16 protein-coding genes, 1 tRNA gene and 1 other RNA gene are annotated in these 15,291 nt (G+C 67.9%); 7 read left to right on the top strand and 11 right to left on the bottom strand.

The features are described from left to right. Positions 1-30: 30 nt before the first annotated feature. Together FXF68_RS09575 and FXF68_RS09570 are read right to left on the bottom strand one after the other, a co-directional pair. A complete protein-coding gene (locus FXF68_RS09575) occupies positions 31-1,305 on the bottom strand; it encodes an aspartate kinase (RefSeq protein ID WP_148758575.1) in 1,275 nt (424 codons plus the stop codon). 149 nt (positions 1,306-1,454) lie between these two features. Beyond that, the gene (locus FXF68_RS09570) at positions 1,455-2,303 is read right to left on the bottom strand and encodes an LLM class flavin-dependent oxidoreductase (RefSeq protein ID WP_148758574.1); all 849 of its coding nucleotides are present in this window, start codon (positions 2,301-2,303) and stop codon (positions 1,455-1,457) included. Positions 2,304-2,672: 369 nt separating this feature from the next. On the opposite strand from FXF68_RS09570, the gene FXF68_RS09565 reads away from it, so the two are divergent. Beyond that, positions 2,673-2,954, top strand: a complete 282-nt coding sequence (locus FXF68_RS09565) for a hypothetical protein (RefSeq protein WP_148758573.1) — start codon at positions 2,673-2,675, stop codon at positions 2,952-2,954. Positions 2,955-3,154: 200 nt separating this feature from the next. Here the strand turns inward: FXF68_RS09565 and FXF68_RS09560 are convergent, their stop codons facing one another. The 6 genes from FXF68_RS09560 to ffs all read right to left on the bottom strand — a co-directional run bounded on the left by FXF68_RS09560 (position 3,155) and on the right by ffs (position 8,517). After that, on the bottom strand, positions 3,155-3,715 hold the full coding sequence (locus tag FXF68_RS09560) for a DUF5063 domain-containing protein (protein WP_148758572.1): 561 nt from the start codon (positions 3,713-3,715) through the stop codon (positions 3,155-3,157). Further along, positions 3,708-4,307 (bottom strand): recombination mediator RecR, encoded by a 600-nt coding sequence (recR, locus tag FXF68_RS09555; RefSeq protein ID WP_067793525.1) that lies wholly within the window; start codon positions 4,305-4,307, stop codon positions 3,708-3,710. The genes FXF68_RS09560 and recR overlap by 8 nt, the downstream gene beginning before the upstream one ends. 128 nt (positions 4,308-4,435) lie before the next feature. Beyond that, the gene (locus FXF68_RS09550) at positions 4,436-4,843 is read right to left on the bottom strand and encodes a YbaB/EbfC family nucleoid-associated protein (RefSeq protein WP_222869924.1); all 408 of its coding nucleotides are present in this window, start codon (positions 4,841-4,843) and stop codon (positions 4,436-4,438) included. Between the two features lie 269 nt (positions 4,844-5,112). Beyond that, the gene (locus FXF68_RS09545) at positions 5,113-5,679 is read right to left on the bottom strand and encodes a GNAT family N-acetyltransferase (protein WP_148758570.1); all 567 of its coding nucleotides are present in this window, start codon (positions 5,677-5,679) and stop codon (positions 5,113-5,115) included. A gap of 253 nt (positions 5,680-5,932) precedes the next feature. Beyond that, positions 5,933-8,383 (bottom strand): DNA polymerase III subunit gamma and tau, encoded by a 2,451-nt coding sequence (locus FXF68_RS42230; protein WP_187437830.1) that lies wholly within the window; start codon positions 8,381-8,383, stop codon positions 5,933-5,935. 38 nt (positions 8,384-8,421) lie between these two features. After that, positions 8,422-8,517: signal recognition particle sRNA small type (ffs, locus tag FXF68_RS09535), an RNA gene on the bottom strand. A gap of 59 nt (positions 8,518-8,576) precedes the next feature. Here ffs and FXF68_RS09530 point away from each other — a divergent pair. From FXF68_RS09530 to FXF68_RS09515, 4 genes are all read left to right on the top strand, one after another. Beyond that, positions 8,577-8,912 (top strand): DUF952 domain-containing protein, encoded by a 336-nt coding sequence (locus FXF68_RS09530; RefSeq protein WP_148758569.1) that lies wholly within the window; start codon positions 8,577-8,579, stop codon positions 8,910-8,912. 10 nt (positions 8,913-8,922) lie between these two features. Beyond that, positions 8,923-9,010 (top strand) — tRNA-Ser (locus tag FXF68_RS09525). A gap of 407 nt (positions 9,011-9,417) precedes the next feature. Further along, entirely contained in the window at positions 9,418-9,912 is a 495-nt protein-coding gene (locus FXF68_RS09520; protein WP_187437829.1) for a DUF4365 domain-containing protein, read from the top strand. A 262-nt stretch (positions 9,913-10,174) separates the two neighbouring features. Then, positions 10,175-11,128: a hypothetical protein gene (locus tag FXF68_RS09515; RefSeq protein ID WP_148758567.1), complete on the top strand. Its 954-nt coding sequence runs from the start codon at positions 10,175-10,177 to the stop codon at positions 11,126-11,128. A 40-nt stretch (positions 11,129-11,168) separates the two neighbouring features. Here the strand turns inward: FXF68_RS09515 and FXF68_RS09510 are convergent, their stop codons facing one another. The 3 genes from FXF68_RS09510 to FXF68_RS43750 form a co-directional block, all read right to left on the bottom strand. Beyond that, positions 11,169-12,377 carry a tyrosine-type recombinase/integrase gene (locus FXF68_RS09510; RefSeq protein ID WP_148758566.1) on the bottom strand — a complete coding sequence of 403 codons (1,209 nt, stop codon included), beginning with the start codon at positions 12,375-12,377 and terminating at the stop codon, positions 11,169-11,171. 14 nt (positions 12,378-12,391) lie between these two features. Further along, positions 12,392-12,598, bottom strand: coding sequence for a helix-turn-helix domain-containing protein (locus FXF68_RS43755; RefSeq protein WP_246178589.1), 207 nt, complete (start codon positions 12,596-12,598; stop codon positions 12,392-12,394). A 194-nt stretch (positions 12,599-12,792) separates the two neighbouring features. Further along, on the bottom strand, positions 12,793-13,608 hold the full coding sequence (locus tag FXF68_RS43750; RefSeq protein WP_281292206.1) for a DUF3987 domain-containing protein: 816 nt from the start codon (positions 13,606-13,608) through the stop codon (positions 12,793-12,795). 169 nt (positions 13,609-13,777) lie between these two features. Between FXF68_RS43750 and FXF68_RS09495 the strand changes: the two genes are divergently transcribed. Beyond that, positions 13,778-14,635 carry a GntR family transcriptional regulator gene (locus FXF68_RS09495; RefSeq protein WP_148758564.1) on the top strand — a complete coding sequence of 286 codons (858 nt, stop codon included), beginning with the start codon at positions 13,778-13,780 and terminating at the stop codon, positions 14,633-14,635. Then, positions 14,635-15,198 carry a guanylate kinase gene (locus tag FXF68_RS09490; RefSeq protein WP_148758563.1) on the top strand — a complete coding sequence of 188 codons (564 nt, stop codon included), beginning with the start codon at positions 14,635-14,637 and terminating at the stop codon, positions 15,196-15,198. Before FXF68_RS09495 ends, FXF68_RS09490 begins: the two co-directional genes overlap by 1 nt. Positions 15,199-15,291: the final 93 nt, after the last annotated feature.

Here is a 15,291-nt window from a genome sequence, read left to right as displayed (position 1 = left end):
GGTCGGGAAAGACGGGTCGGGACGGGCGGGTCAGCGGCCGGTGCCGCCGTAGACGACCGCCTCGACCTGCTCGGCGTCCAGGTCGAAGGCGCGGTGGGCGGCGGCCACGGCGGTGTCGATGTCGTCCTGGGCGACGACGACCGAGATGCGGATCTCCGACGTGGAGATCATCTCGATGTTGACGCCCGCCTCGGCGATGGCGCTGAACAGGGTGGCGGTGACGCCGGGGTGGGAGCGCATGCCCGCGCCGATCAGCGAGACCTTGCCGATCCGGTCGTCGTAGCGGAGCGACTCGAACCCGATCCGCTCCTTGACCTTGTTCAGCGCGGTCAGCGCGCTCTGCCCGTCGGTGGCGGGCAGCGTGAACGAGATGTCCGTGCGGCCGGTGGACGCCGCCGACACGTTCTGCACGATCATGTCGATGTTGATCTCGGTCTCGGACAGCACGGTGAAGATCGTGGCGGCCTCGCCGACCTTGTCCGGCACCCCGACCACCGTGATCTTGGCCTCGCTCCGGTCGTGCGCGACGCCGGAGATGATCGCCTGCTCCATGTCCTGTCCTTCGATCTCGCTGCTGTCGACGACCCAGGTGCCCACCTTCTGGCTGAACGAGGACCGTACGTGGATCGGGATGTTGTAGCGGCGCGCGTACTCCACGCAGCGCAGATGCAGGATCTTCGCGCCGGACGCCGCCATCTCCAGCATCTCCTCGTAGGAGATCTTCGGGATCTTGCGGGCGGCGGGCACGATGCGCGGGTCGGCGGTGAAGACCCCGTCGACGTCGGAGTAGATCTCGCAGACGTCGGCGTCCAGCGCGGCGGCGAGCGCCACCGCGGTGGTGTCGGAGCCGCCGCGGCCGAGGGTGGTGATGTCCTTGGTGCCCTGGGAGACGCCCTGGAACCCGGCGACGATGCAGATCGAGCCCTCGTCCAGCGCGGTGCGGATCCGTCCCGGCGTCACATCGATGATCTTGGCTTTGCCATGCGAGCCGTCGGTGATCACGCCCGCCTGGGAGCCGGTGAACGAGCGGGCCTCGTGGCCCAGGTTCGCGATGGCCATGGCGAGCAGGGCCATCGAGATCCGCTCGCCGGCGGTGAGCAGCATGTCCAGCTCGCGGCCGGGGGGCAGCGGGCTGACCTGCTTGGCCATGTCGATGAGATCATCCGTCGTGTCGCCCATCGCGGACACCACGACGACGACGTCGTTGCCCGCCTTCTTCGTCGCGACGATGCGCTGGGCGACCCGCTTGACGCCGTCGGCGTCGGCGACGGAGGAGCCACCGTACTTTTGCACGACTAGGGCCACGGATGGCGCTCCTCGGTTCGGGGTCAGGGCGTACCGGACGTCGAGTCTACAGAGCCCGACCGGATGGATTACAAACAGGTAACTCCGTACCCCGTTTCAGCCCGCCCAGCCCCCGGCCAGCGTACGGGCGCTGTTCCCCGCGCGCTTGGTCAGATGTTCGGCGGGCCCTGTTCTATACGGCGCATGACGGGGTCGTATTTGTCGATGTCGTCGCTGTCGAGCCACTGCCGTTCGTCCCACCAGGTGGCGCCCGCGTCGGCCAGGGGGCCGATCAGGTCGCGCGCGTCGGCCGGGCTGGTGCCGCCGACGACGATCTCGAACGGGCCGTCGCCTTCGCGGTGCCGGTGGACGTAGCCGGTCAACTCCCGGACGTCCTCGGGCGAGGGCGCATACCCGTGCGAACCGGGGCCGAACAGGGGGACCGCGCCGTCCCACCGCGCGGCGCGCCGCATCGGACGGCGGTTCGGCCAGAATCCGGCGACCCAGACCGGCGGGCGCGGACGCTGCACGGTCGCGGGCAGCAGCGCCACGTCGTCGACCTGGTAATGGGGTCCGTGGTGGGTGACGGGTTCGCCGGTCCAGTAGCGGGCGAGGAGGCCGAGTCCCTCGTCCAGCCGCTCGGCCAGGACGGTCTTGTCGGTCGTCTCGCCGAAGGCGCCGAACTCGTCGGCGACCGGCCCGCCGAGCCCGGCGCCGAAGATCACGCGCCCGCCGCTGAGGACGTCCAGCGTCGCGACCTGCCGGGCGAGCTGCTGCGGCCGCCGCCGCGCCACCGGGGTGACGAGGGTGCCGAGCTTGATCCGGCTGGTCGCGAGCGCCGCCGCGGTCAGCAGCATCCACGGGTCGGCGAAGGTCTTGCGCTCGGCCTTGACGTGGACGACGTGGTCCCAGACGAACAGCGCGTCCCAGCCCGCCTCTTCCGCCGCGGCCGCGACCCGCGCCAGCGCTCGGACGTCCGCGAAGTCGCCGAAGTTCGGCACGTTGATCGAAAAGCGCACAGGCCCATGCTGCGCGGCGGTCCGGGAGGCGGCAAGCCAATTTCACCGTGGGATTGAGGGTGGCGTCCGGACTTAGTTGCGGCCTCGCTGGACCGTTGGGGCGGGTGTGCAGTGCCGTGGCGGGTGGACATGCGGGCGTCGAGTCCCGGAGATCTATCCTCGCGGAAGCCGCAGGCATCTTGGGCCTCCGGCGACCGTCCGAATAGCCTTGGTCACCGGACGTGCGCGGGCTCTGTGTCGGCGCGGATCTTCCCGGTCGACCCGCCTGTGAGCGAGGCGGAGCGTCCGGGCGGCGGCAGGAGCGGCGGGGGCGCCGTGGTCTTCTCGTCCACCGGCTTGCAGGGAGGCGGGAAGGCGATGGGAGAGCCGATGGCCCCGATTGAGGAGTTGCCGCGCGTCCGGAGGGGTCCGCTGGACTCGCTGTACGCGGCACTGCGGCGGAGGGCTCCGCAGATGTCCACGGCCCGCCCCGGCGAGGACGGCGTCCTGCACGTCTCGTACCGGGCCCGGTCCACCACGGTCACCTGGGACGACGACCTCAAGCAGTACGCGGCGGGCCTGGAGCGGTTCGGCCCGGACGCCGAGAAGGCCGCCGAGCTGATCGCGTGGAGCTTAGGCGCCCCCGGCGCCCCGTCCCCCGGCCAAAGCTAGGCCCCGGAGTGGGTGGAGCCCGTCCGGCGCTGGGCAGCACCCAGCCCGAGCTGGACCGAAGCCGGGCCAGCGGAGCTGCCGGGAGCCAGCTCAAGGGGAGATGAGCGGGAGCCCGGGCCGGGGCGGGGTCGGGCCGCGTGGAGTTGGGGGAGCTCGGCGGGGGGTCGAGCCAAGCAGAGCTGGGTGGGAGTTCCTCGGAGCTAGGCGGTGGTGGCGGCTTCGGTGGCGACGTTCAGGCGGGCGTTGGCGACGAAGGCGTGCAGGGCGCGGAGGGCGGCGCCGGCGTGGTTGCCCCAGTGGTTGAAGTACGAGTACTGCCACCACCAGAGCGCTTCGAGCGGACGTTCCTGCTGGTAGTGGCGCAACCCGTGGACGAGGTCGCTGGCGACGTCCACCAGGTCGTCCGACAGGCGGTAGGACGTGGGCTCGGTGTCCTTGTACGGGTCGAACACCTCGACGTACTCGTCCAGGGCGTCGAGGCGTTCGGACAGGCCCTGCCGGATGGCGTCGAGGTCGGGGTCGGGGCCGACCTCGGGCTCCCAGTTGTCCGGGAGGATGACGTCGGCGCTGGCGCCGAGCTGCGCCCCCGCCAGGATGACCTGCGACACTTCGAGAAGGAGCAGGGGGACGGTATGGACGCCGCCGTCGCCGCGCGCGACCGCCTCCAGGCCGTTCAGGTAGTTGTCGACGTGGCGCGCCACGCGCTCGGCGAGGGCGTTCCAGTCCTTCTGGCTGTTGGGCTGGCTGGTGGGGTCAGACATCGAGCAGCCTCCGTCCTTCGAATGCGCGGCCGAGCGTCACCTCGTCGGCGTACTCCAGATCGCCACCCACCGGCAGGCCGCTGGCCAGACGGGTGACGGTGAGGCCCATCGGCTTGACGAGCCGGGCCAGGTACGTCGCGGTCGCCTCGCCCTCCAGGTTGGGGTCGGTGGCGAGGATGAGTTCGGTCACCGCGCCGTCCGCGAGGCGCTGCATCAGCTCGCGGATGCGCAGGTCGTCGGGGCCGACGCCCTCGATCGGGCTGATCGCGCCGCCGAGGACGTGGTAGCGGCCCCGGAACTCGCGGGTCTTCTCGATCGCGACGACGTCCTTGGACTCCTCCACGACGCAGATGATGTGGGGGTCGCGGCGCGCGTCCCGGCAGATCCGGCATTCCTCTTCTTCGGCGACGTTCCCGCACGTCTTGCAGAAGCGGACCTTGTCCTTGACCTCTTTGAGCGCCTTGCCGAGCCGCTCGACGTCGGCCGGATCGGCCGCGAGGAGGTGGAAGGCGATCCGCTGCGCGCTCTTGGGGCCGACGCCGGGCAGCCTGCCCAGCTCGTCGATGAGGTTCTGAACCACCCCTTCGTACAACGGACCCCTCCTTTCCTACTTCCCGGTCCTTCGGGCTTCCTGGTCTTTCGGGCTTCCTGGTCTTTCGGGCTTCCGGGTCTTCGTTCGGGCTTTCCGGGTCTTCGTTCGGGCTTTCCGGGCCTTCGTTGTCAGGCGCCCGAGCCCGGGCCGCCGCCGAGGCCCGGGAAGCCGCCGGGCAGGCCGCCTCCGCCGCCTCCGCCGCCTCCGCCTCCGCCGAGGCCGGGGATGCCGCCGCCTCCGCCGAGGCCCTGGGCGAGCGGGCCCATCTTCTCCTGCTGGAGCTCCTGCACCTCGCGCCCGGCGTCGCGGATCGCGGCGAGGACGAGGTCGGCGATCGTCTCCGCCGTGTCGGCCGGGTCGTCGGGGTCGATGGCCTTCGGGTCGATCGACAGGCCCGTGACCTCGCCCTGCCCGTTGACCGTCGCGGTGACGAGGCCGCCGCCCGCGGTCCCCCGCACCTCGGCCTCCGCGAGCTCGCGCTGGGCGCTGAAGAGCTGCTCCTGCATGGCCTGCGCCTGCTGGAGCAGTTCCTGCATGTTCAACTGACCACCGGGTTCCACGGTGCACTCCCTCTTCCGGCCCCCCGAAAGGGCCTTCTCCCTGGCGCTCCGCCAGCCACCGGACGTCCGTCCCCCGAGACTACGGGTTCGCGGGGCCAAGCGGTAAGAGCACCACCGGTGCGCCGACTCACCCCTGATCTCGGCATGTGCTCCACCCCCGGCCATCTGCGTGCATACCGTCCCGCACCATCCCAGACCACGGCCCGGACCAGCGGGGACCTGGCGGTCGGACGGGTAGGGCGCGTTCAGCGCGCGGCCGGGTCACGGGGCGGTCCCGGGTCGTTCTTCGGGACGAGGGGGCGCACCAGCGCGTCCGAGAAGGGCGGTTCCTCGCGGAACTCCGCGGCCTTCTCCCAGCCCCAGCGCACGTACATGGCGTAGGCGTCGGTGCCGATGACCGCGGGGAGGGTGGCGTACCGCTCCTTCCGTTCGCGGAGCAGCTCGTCCAGGAGGCCGCGGCCGAGGCCCTGCCCGCGTTCGGCGACGGCGACGACCAGCTCGACGACGGCGAACTTGTCGGACGCGAGCACGTCGCCGGGCGGCGCGGACGCGGTCGCCCACCACGCGCCCGGCGCCATCGTGAAGCCGAACGTGAAGCCGCGCAGGCGTTCGCCGCGGCGGGCGACGACCGAGGCGAAGCCGGACGTGAGGATCTGCTCGCGGGTGCGGGCGAGGAAGCGGTCCCCGGAGAACTTGGGGGCCGAGTTGTAGGGGGGCTCGGCGTAGATCTCCTCGTAGAGGGTGGCCAGCTCGTCCAGGGCGTCGAGGGCCGCGGTCTGGTCCAAGGCGGTCAATGTGACGTCTTCGGACATGATCCCGCCTGTTCACGGTCGGGGAGGGGGTGGAGTGTACGCCGGTGGCGCCGTCGACGCCATCAGCCGTGGTCACCGTCCGCCGCCCGGTTCGCGGGGCTGCGGCGGGGTGACCGGGACCGCCGCGTGGGGCCGCGTCGCGGTCGGCGTCGCGGTGGCGTCGCGGTCGGCGTCGCGGTCGGCATCGGGTGGGCGTCGCGGTGGCGTCGCTGCCGGTGCCCCGCGTGACGGTCGTCGGGGTGCGGGTGTCCCGCTAGGACTGGGACGAGTTGTCGATCTCGCGGATGATCTGGCCGCCCAGTTCGCGCTGGATGAGGGCCATTCCGGTCATTTCGGCCTCGTTGCCGTCGACGTCGGCGTCGCCTTCCGGGTCGACCTCGTCGCTCTCGTCCATGGGTTCCGGGGGCGGCGGAGGCTCGTCCGGCGGCGGCGGCGGTTCCGGCATGCTCTCGGTGCGCGGGACCGGCGGGCGGGGCTGCGAGTGGGCCTGGGCGGTCGGCTGCGGCCGGGGCTGCGGTGCCGGGTTCGGTGTGGCCGCCCCACCGAACCCGGTGTTAGGGCCCGGCCTGCCCGGCGGGGGAGCCGCGGGTGGTCCGCCGCCGACGACGGTCTCGATCCGCCAGTCGACGCCCATCCGCTCCTTGAGGACCTCGCGGAGGACGGCGTCGCGGCCTCCGTTGACGAAGCCGAGACGGCGCCCTTCGGCGTCGAAGCCGAGCGTGAGGACCTTGCCGTCCAGCGAGACCGGCTGGACCCCGGACATGATGACCATCCAGGTGGCGCGGCTCTTCTGCTTGACGGCCTCGACGACGTCCGGCCAAAGCTGCTGCACGGCCGAGAAGTCAGCCCCACCGGAACCAGCCGAAACCGCCCCACCGCCGCCCGCGCCTGCGGGAGCACCTGCATGGCTACCTGCGTGGCTACCTGCGTACGTGCCTGCCGAGGCACCTGCGTGGGCACCGCCAGAGGAGCCCGCCTGGCTGGACGGGGCTGCGGGTGCGCCTGGGCTGGCCTGAGCACTGGCCCGGGCTTCGCTGGGCGGGGCTTCGCTGGACCGGGCTCCGGGGGAGCCTCCGCCCGAGGAGGGGCGACGGTTATCCACAGAACCGCGTTCCACTTCCGGAGCCCCCCGCACGGGGTTGACACTGGAAGTGGGCTCGGCCCCCTGGGAGGGCGGGGACTGTTCTTCCCGGGGACTCGCGTTTTCCCAGGCAGCCGCAGGCTCGCGTGTCTGGGCCTCGCGTGTCTGGGACTCGCGGGCTTGGGACTCGCGGGCTTGGGAAGCGTCAGCTCCTCCAGCGCCTCCCTGCTGCGCCCCGCCCCGTGGGAAGCCGCCCCCCTGGGAGCCGCCTTGCGGGGGGCCGCCTTGCTGCGACCCGCCCTGCTGCGACCCACCTTGCGGGAAACCGCCCTGGGGGAAGCCGCCCTGCGGGGAGCCGGCCTGGGGGGAGCTGCTCTGCCCGCCACCCCCCTGCGGGGCGGACGAGAAGGCCGGAGTCGGCCCACCGCCTACGGCCCCGCCACCAAAACCACCCTGTCCGCCTTGAGCGGCCTGACGCTCCAGCCGATCCAGGCGAGCAAGCAGAGAAGCCTCGTCCTCATAAGCGGCCGGAAGCAGAATGCGAGCGCAGATCAGCTCCAACAACAACCGCGGCGAGGTCGCCCCGCGCATCTCCGTGAGCCCGGTGTGCAGCAGATCAGCCGCCCGCGTCAGCTCCCCCGCCCCCATGGACGACGCCTGCCGCCGCATCTGCTCCAGTTCGTCCGGCGGGACGTTCAGCAGCCCCGTCCCCCCGGCCTCCGGAACGTTCGAAAGGATCACCAGATCCCGGAACCGCTCCAGCAGATCAGCCGTGAACCGCCGCGGATCCTGCCCGCTCTCCACCACCCGGTCGATGGCGGCGAACACAGCCGCGCCGTCCCGTCCCGCGAAAGCGGCGATGACCTCGTCCAGCAAGGCCGAGTCGGTGTATCCGAGCAGCGAGACGGCCCGCGCGTACGTGATGCCCTTCTCGTCCGACCCGGCCAGAAGCTGATCGAGAATCGACAAGGTGTCCCGAGCAGACCCGGCCCCCGCCCGCACCGCCAGCGGCAGCGCGGACGTCTCGTAAGGCACGTCCTCCGACCGGAGGATCTCCTCGACCAACTCCTGCAGCACACCCGGCGGGATCAGCCTGAACGGGTAGTGATGCGTACGCGACCGGATCGTCCCGATGACCTTTTCTGGCTCGGTGGTCGCGAACACGAACTTGAGGTGCGGCGGCGGCTCCTCGACGAGCTTCAGCAGCGCGTTGAAGCCCTCCCGGGTGACCATGTGCGCCTCGTCGATGATGTACACCTTGAAGCGCGCCGAGACCGGTGCGAAGAACGCACGTTCACGCAGGTCACGGGCATCGTCGACACCACCATGGGACGCGGCGTCGATCTCGATCACATCAATGTGCCCGGTGCCGGACGGCCCGAGCGCGACGCACGAGTCGCACACCCCGCACGGATCGGGCGTCGGCCCCTTCTCGCAGTTCAGCGACCGTGCGAGGATCCGCGCGCTGGACGTCTTGCCGCACCCGCGCGGACCGCTGAACAGGTAGGCGTGGTTGATCCGGCCGTTGCGCAGCGCCTGCTGGAGGGGCTCGGCGACATGTTCCTGCCCCTTCAGCTCCGCGAACGTCGCTGGCCGGTACTTGCGGTACAGAGCCAGACTCATCGGGGGCCCGCCCTCCTCGGGAAGCAGAGCGTCACAAGCGAAAGGACCCCCCGCACACCCGCCAGAGCCTGCTTATCCTTGCTGCCTTCCGGCCCTGGGGAGGTTCACAGGGTGACGCCGTGCGAGGGGTCTTCCCAGAGTCTATGGCATCCCCCACCCTGGAACGCCACGCTTCCCGCGTAGTCTCCGGCGCATGTCCGTCCAGACTCTCCTGCACATCGCCGAGCGAACCCACTGGCAGAACGCCGTCGACTCGGACACGCCCTACACCATGTCCACCTTGGGCCGGACGCTCGACGACGAAGGCTTCATCCACTGCTCGTCCGACCTGGCCCAGGTGGACGGCGTCCTCGGACGCTTCTACACCGCCGTCCCCCGCTCCGACCTCGTCCTCCTGGTGATCGACGTGTCCCGGCTGGACGCCCCCGTCCGCTACGAACCGGCGGGCGACGAGGTGTTCCCGCACGTCTACGGCCCGATCCCGCCGGCCGCCGTAATTGAGACCAAGTCACTGCCCGAGAACCGGTAGGCTCTCCCGTGGAGGATTCGCCTAGTGGCCTAGGGCGCACGCTTGGAAAGCGTGTTGGTGGCAACGCCTCGCGAGTTCGAATCTCGCATCCTCCGCCAGCCTAACCAGGCAAAACATGACGAGGGCGGCACCCCAGGGTGCCGCCCTCAGTGCTTCCCAGTCTCAGTGACAAGCCGTGGGCCGGGTTCAGCGCCTACGTAAGTCCAGCGCTTGGGAGCCACAGCGGTCTCTCGCCAGACGCGAGATGCTCGGGGCCAGCGCATCGTCCTGCTGGCGACACCTCGACAGCTGCACGCGCCTCCACCAACCCCTCTCGTCCCAGATAAGGACGGCGGCGGTCATGGTTATAGGTATGTGAATAAATCCCTCTTCCGATCCACATGGCCCCGATCTACCCTGTCATCGGGATTGGGGGCGATCTATGGGGGGCTCATCCAGGGGCGACGGGGCTACGAAGTCCCGAGGGCGGCGCATCGAGCCGGTGCATGCGAAGACGTTCACCGACATGATGGAGCAGTTGCACGAGGGGTACGTTTCGAGTGTGGCCGCAACCGCTGGCTGTTCCTATGAGATCACCGGCAAGGATCTCTGGGGCATCGATGGTCAACTTGTACGCCCGCCTACCGTGGCCACCGACGTTGAGCAGATGTTGTTCGTTCAGCTCAAAGCAACAACCGGCATTACTCCGAACCCGGAGAGAGCAACGTTCAGTTATCAGTTCACGAAGCGCGACTATTTTGACCATCTAGTCAAGGTCCGCACCTACCCCAAGGCCATCCTCGTTGTAATGGCGATGCCTGCTAAGCAGAGCGAGTGGACCGAGGCCGACCACGTCGCGCTCACTACTAAGAGATGTTGCTACTGGGCACACCTAGAGGGCTTGACGTCGAAGGCGAAGTACCCATCTGTCCAAATCCCGACCCAAAATATCTTTGACGCTCATGCCGTCATCGGGATCCTGGATAAGATAGAAAGAGGGGAGCCGCTACGTGAGCAGTAGAGATGCCAACCTCCCCGAAAGGGTGGACCCAGAGAAGCTAGCGGTACTACTTCAGGACGCAGGGTGGCGTACCGTCGGCGGCAGAGCAGGCACTTACACACGCCTCGCCCCACCGGTAGACGCAGAAGCTCCACCCAGGCAGGCAAGTCTTATAATCCCTCTGAACTCTCAAGCTCCAGACTTTTTGGACAACCTACAACTCGCACTATCCCGAGTAGCCGAGAATCGGGATCTATGGACGCGCTCTATTTACCCTCGGCTCATGATCGACACTACGGACGAGTTCCGTTTCCGCAAGGAATCTCCGACCCCTAGCGGCTTGATCCAGTGGCGGAGAGGCGAGAAGCTGATCGAATCGGCGCGACGTACGCTACTGGCAGGAGCGAAATCCTTCATAGCACCAGGACGCCACTATGTTAATAGGCATGGAGGGTTCGCGAATCGGTATTTGGATCAGGTCCTCATGGGACAGACCGAACCCGGCAGCTACATTGTCACAGCGTATGCACCCCCCGCCGCATCGGTCACCCTTCGCGGTGGGTCTCCTCAGTCAGCGAGAATCGTTGAAGCTGGCGCCGCCCAGGTTCGAGCAGTTAATGAGGCTGTTGTTCGGGCACTAGAGGCGACCTCAGAAGCTTTGGAACATTACAAGAGCCGAGGTTCACTCTCTGGCTTCGAAGATGGCGTGTCACATGGCGTCTCTTATGAGATGACCAACGCGATCTTGGGTGTCACAAATGATGCAGACGAAGCAGACGTATCTATTGAGTGGGACACCTCAACTGGACCAGCTCCTGAACTAGAAAGTCATTTCGTTTTCCGACCTTCAGACATCGAGCCGTTGACACGGGCAGCAGTCAAGCTCGCCCAAGATGAGTCGTCTCAGGTCGTGACAGTGATGGGCCGGGTACACATTCTCGCCAAGAAGGCGGCGGGCAGCCCCGGAGTCTTCGGGATAGACTCACTCCAGCCTGATGGCCCCAGAAAGGTACGCGTCCGTCTGGCAGATGAAGAGGATTATCACGAAGCGATCAGGGCACACGAGGAGGACTTGGCGATCCTCGTCAGCGGGACCCTAGAGAAAGAGGGCAACCTGAGTTGGCTGTATGGCGCCACAGTGATTCAGACTCTTGACCACGTGGACACCTATCGAACACGACAGTCCAGAGGCGACCATGTGCCCGGACAACTCGATATGTTTGCCGAAGAGAACTAAGGCGCCCCCCTCAACAGGGAGGCGCCTTCGACTCAAACAACTACTCCCATAGTAGGTCCCCAACGCGGGCGGCGACATCGTTTCGGATGGTGTCGCTCATGTGCTGGTAGCGCTTGGCCATGGAAGCGCTCGACCAGCCCATGATGGCCATGGCCGTTGGCGTCGGGACGCCGAGGATGAGTAGGACCGTCGCCGCCGTTTGGCGGGCGTCATGGAGACGGGTCTCTCGGAGTCCTGCTCTCTCTAGCAGGGCCTTCCACTCGTGGTAGTCGGTGTTCGGATTCAGGGGCTCCCCGTCCGGCTTGGTGAAGACGTAGCCGCCCTCACGCCAGAGTTGATGGGCCTCATCGCGTTCGACGTCTTGCTGAGCCTTGTGTGCCTTGAGGAGTCCGACCAGCGGCGCGGGTAGGCCGATCACACGGCGTCCGGCCTTGGACTTGGTCCGGCCGGTCTCCGGTCGTGCCTGCTGACGCTCGGGGCAGTAGCCGGCCTTCCGGCCGCACGGATTGTCGCCGCACCCGTGCGTGTATCTGGGTCGGAGACGTCCACGTCGGACGCGGATCATGCCTGTGGCGAGGTCCACGTCTTCCCACTTGAGGCCGAGCGCTTCGCCCTGCCGGAGACCGAGAGCGAGGGCCAGGACCCATCGGGCTCCGTTCCGTTCTTGATCCCTCGCCACCTTGAGTAGGCGTTTGATCTCGTCGATTTCATACGGCTCCGGCTCCTCCTCGTCCAGCTTTGGAGCCGTCGCGAGAAGTACCGGATTCGTGCTGAGGTGGCCACGCCGGACGGCCACGTTGAGCGCGTTGCGGAGGGTGCGGTGTACGTGATGTGCCGTTCCTGCTGAGAGTCCTTGCTTCTCCTTCATCTTGGCGTAGAGCTTCTCGCAGTGCTCGGGTGCGAGTTTGTCCAGGCGGTGAGCACCGAGACCGAGAATAAGGTGCTTCTCGACGTGTACGCGATACCCGGCATGAGCGTTCTCAGAGATGCTCGGCGGGATGGCGATGTTCTCGATCCAGTGCGTGAGCCACTTCTCGACGGTCCAGCGCTGCCCGGCCTTGGGGACTCGTCCCTTATCCCGAAGCTCCTCCAGTTTCCGGACCTTCCTAGTCACCTCCGCCTTGTTCTTGGCCATGACGTGACGGCGGTCGGGCTTGCCATCGTCCTTGGTGCCGACCGTGACGCGGCCGTGCCAGTAGCCGTCCTTGCCGAGGTAGATGGACGATCTTCCGTTGGCGTGGCGTCCCATGTGATCTCCTCTGACTAGTTCGGCTGCACGGAGGACAGGAGGCTTGAGACGTAGGTGGCAAGGCACTCGGCCGGGACGCGGCGCAGGCGGCCGATGGTGACGCTCTTGACTTCGCCAGAGGCGATGAGTCGGTACATCTGCGTACGGCCGATCTTGAGGCGGCGCGCGGCCTCTTCGACGGTGAGGAGTAGGTCGGTGTCGGCGGTGATCGTGGTCGTCACAGGGAACCTCCGGGAGTGTGCGGTGGCGGGTTCCGGCGCCTTGGGCGACAGGCACCGTGGCGAGCGATCCGGGTCCGACGGTGGAGGTCTGCAACGGTGCAACGGTGCACAGAATCCACAGGAATGGGTTTCTGGGGATTCTGTGGTGTGTTGCTGCGTTGCGGGGCTGACGTGCGGGTGGGTGAAAGACGCGGTCACCTGGGCGGCTCGGCGGGGGCCTCGGTGGCGTTCGGGTGTACCTCGTAGGCGGCGGAGGGCGTCCGGCCGGCGCCCTTGCGCGGCGGGGTCGGGAGGCGGCGGATCCAGCCGTGGGACTCCAGGACGCGGAGGCCGGGGTCGGTGTCGGTGACCTTGGCAAAGCGGGTCCGGAGGGCTTGGACGACGTCGCGGGCGGTGAAGCGTTCGGTTCCGGTGCGACGGATCCATTCCAGGAGCGCGCGGGCGTCGGCGACGGCGGGATCGGCGCCGATGATGTCGTAGGCGACTTGGGCGTGAAGGGTGAAGTACTCGCCAATCTGGTGGGCCTTGGTGAAGGTGGCGAGGCTGATCGGGCGGTCCCATCCGGAGCGGAAGTGCTCGGCGAGGTGGAGCAGTGCGGCGATGCGCAGGACCGCACCGACGAGCTTGCCGCCCCAGTCGGTCATGTGGGCGAGGTCACCGCCGGGCCGAAAGCGGGTCTCGGTGTCCTTCAGGACGGCGACGATGGCGGCCTCAGCCTCTGGGCCGAAGTGCAGGGTCCGCGGTTCGGATTCGGCGGCGAGCGACAACACGAGCGCCTTGACGTTGCTCTCGTAGGTGCTCAGAACGGCGGGCGGGACAGGGGCGGGATTCTCCCGGCGGTAGCCGAGTAGGGACTTGGGGACCGAGCAGAGCAGACGGCCAAGTAGTCCTTGCTCGCGGAACTCCGGAGTGTCACCAAGGCGGGCGAGGACGCCGGGTTGGATACAGACGCCCATGGTGAGCGTCGCGGCGTCGATGTGCTCGGATTCGCGGCGGTCGTCCGGGGTGATGCAGGGAACCTAACAACTGATATGGATCAAGGTCAACTGTTAGGAAGGAATTCGTCTGAAGATGTGTTCTGACCTGCAGGGGCATGGGTTGAACGACCATGGTCGGCTGTTAGCAGACTGATAGCCTCCATATCAGTGCTCCGGACACCTACTCAGGAAGGGAGCGCCGATGACGCCCTCACGTCCTCGCCTCGTCCGCTCGGAGGCGCTGCATCAGCAGGTAGCGCGCAACATCCGCAATGACATCGAGGCCGGCGTCCTGCGCGACGGCGACGCCCTCCCGTCAACCCGCGATCTCGCCGAACAGTGGGGCGTCAGCGTCTTCACGATCAGCGAGGCCATGAAGGTGCTCACGGCGGAGGGCCTGGTCGTCAGCAAGTCCCGCTCCAAGCGGATCGTCCACGCGCCAGACCAGGCACGTACGCAGAGGGTCCGGCTCGAACGGCCGCACATCGTGCTCGTCGGCGGCTACGCGGGCAGCGGCAAGACCGAGCTGGGGCGGATCCTCGCGCGGGAGACCGGCTGGCCGATGCTCGACAAGGACACGCTCACCCGTCCGGTAGTCGAAGCCGCGCTAGAGCTACTCGGGAAGTCCCCCCACGACCGCGAGTCGGATGCCTACCTCAACCACATCCGGCCTCGCGAGTACGAAGCGCTGATCGCGGCGGCGGACGAAAACGTCGAGTGCGGGACGAGCGCCATCGTCACAGCGCCGTTCATCCGGGAGTTCAGCGATCCGGCATGGGTGAGACGCTCCCAAGCGCACTTCACCGCGTTGCAGGCCATCACGACCCTGGCATGGGTGTACTGCGATGCCGAGACGATGCACACCTACGTTCGCCATCGCGGAGCGGCGCGGGACGCGGCGAAGCTCGCCGACTGGGAGGGCTACCTCGCCTCCATCGATTTGAACTTCCGGCCGCCGGAACCGTACGTCCTGGTCGATAACAGCGCCTCAAGCAGGCCGTTGCAGAGCCAGGCGAAAGAGCTGCTCGAATCCGTCCTACACGGCCGGGCGGAGGGCTGATGTTCGGGGGCGTCATCCTCTACGGTCCACCGGCGAGCGGCAAGGACACCATCACCGCAGCACTCACGACCCTTGACGCCCGCTACGCCTACTTCCACAAGCTCAAGGCCAGGCCGGGCCGCTCCATGGGATACCGGCTCACCACGTCCGAGGACATTGCCGAGCTTCGCCGCCGCGACGCAGTCCTCTACGAGTCGAGCCGATATGACGCCACGTACGTCGTCGATGCCCCCCACCTTGCCGAGCTGCGCGACGCGGGACGGATACCGATCGTCCACATGGGCCAACTAGCGGGCGTGGAGGCGCTACAGACAGGGTCCGTGAGGTGGCTAGACGTCTTGGTGTGGTGTTCTCGCGAGACCTCGGAGAAACGCCTCCAGGAGCGCGGGAGCGTCGATATCGACAGACGCCTCCGAGCATGGGGCGAGACCCTCGCCGACCTCGGCCCCGACGGTCGCGAATGCTTCACCTTGGCTGTACGCACCGATGCCCTCTCCGCCAGGGCGGTCGCGTCCGCGATTCATGCGGCCGTACTGAGCAGCCAGATAGACGCGGTGGAGTGAGACAAGATGCCACCCGACAGAGGCCCCAACTCCCCGAGCACGGGAGTTGGGGCCTCTCGCTCTTGGACGTCCGAAGCCCTTGACCGGCTGTGG

Source organism: Actinomadura decatromicini, assembly GCF_008121305.1.
Lineage (GTDB): Bacteria > Actinomycetota > Actinomycetes > Streptosporangiales > Streptosporangiaceae > Spirillospora > Spirillospora syzygii.
The sequence above is the reverse complement of the archived record's forward strand: the minus strand, read 5'-3'. Positions and strand labels throughout refer to the sequence as shown.

Excerpts from the sequence above, each read along its gene's own strand:
- FXF68_RS09565 (WP_148758573.1), top strand. The coding sequence starts at position 2,673 with ATGGCCCCGATTGAGGAGTTGCCGCGCGTCCGGAGGGGTCCGCTGGAC.
- FXF68_RS09560 (WP_148758572.1), bottom strand. The coding sequence starts at position 3,715 with ATGTCTGACCCCACCAGCCAGCCCAACAGCCAGAAGGACTGGAACGCC.
- FXF68_RS09550 (WP_222869924.1), bottom strand. The coding sequence starts at position 4,843 with ATGCAGGAACTGCTCCAGCAGGCGCAGGCCATGCAGGAGCAGCTCTTC.
- FXF68_RS09545 (WP_148758570.1), bottom strand. The coding sequence starts at position 5,679 with ATGTCCGAAGACGTCACATTGACCGCCTTGGACCAGACCGCGGCCCTC.
- FXF68_RS42230 (WP_187437830.1), bottom strand. The coding sequence starts at position 8,383 with ATGAGTCTGGCTCTGTACCGCAAGTACCGGCCAGCGACGTTCGCGGAG.
- FXF68_RS09530 (WP_148758569.1), top strand. The coding sequence starts at position 8,577 with ATGTCCGTCCAGACTCTCCTGCACATCGCCGAGCGAACCCACTGGCAG.
- FXF68_RS09520 (WP_187437829.1), top strand. The coding sequence starts at position 9,418 with ATGATGGAGCAGTTGCACGAGGGGTACGTTTCGAGTGTGGCCGCAACC.
- FXF68_RS09515 (WP_148758567.1), top strand. The coding sequence starts at position 10,175 with ATGATCGACACTACGGACGAGTTCCGTTTCCGCAAGGAATCTCCGACC.
- FXF68_RS09510 (WP_148758566.1), bottom strand. The coding sequence starts at position 12,377 with ATGGGACGCCACGCCAACGGAAGATCGTCCATCTACCTCGGCAAGGAC.
- FXF68_RS09495 (WP_148758564.1), top strand. The coding sequence starts at position 13,778 with ATGACGCCCTCACGTCCTCGCCTCGTCCGCTCGGAGGCGCTGCATCAG.
- FXF68_RS09490 (WP_148758563.1), top strand. The coding sequence starts at position 14,635 with ATGTTCGGGGGCGTCATCCTCTACGGTCCACCGGCGAGCGGCAAGGAC.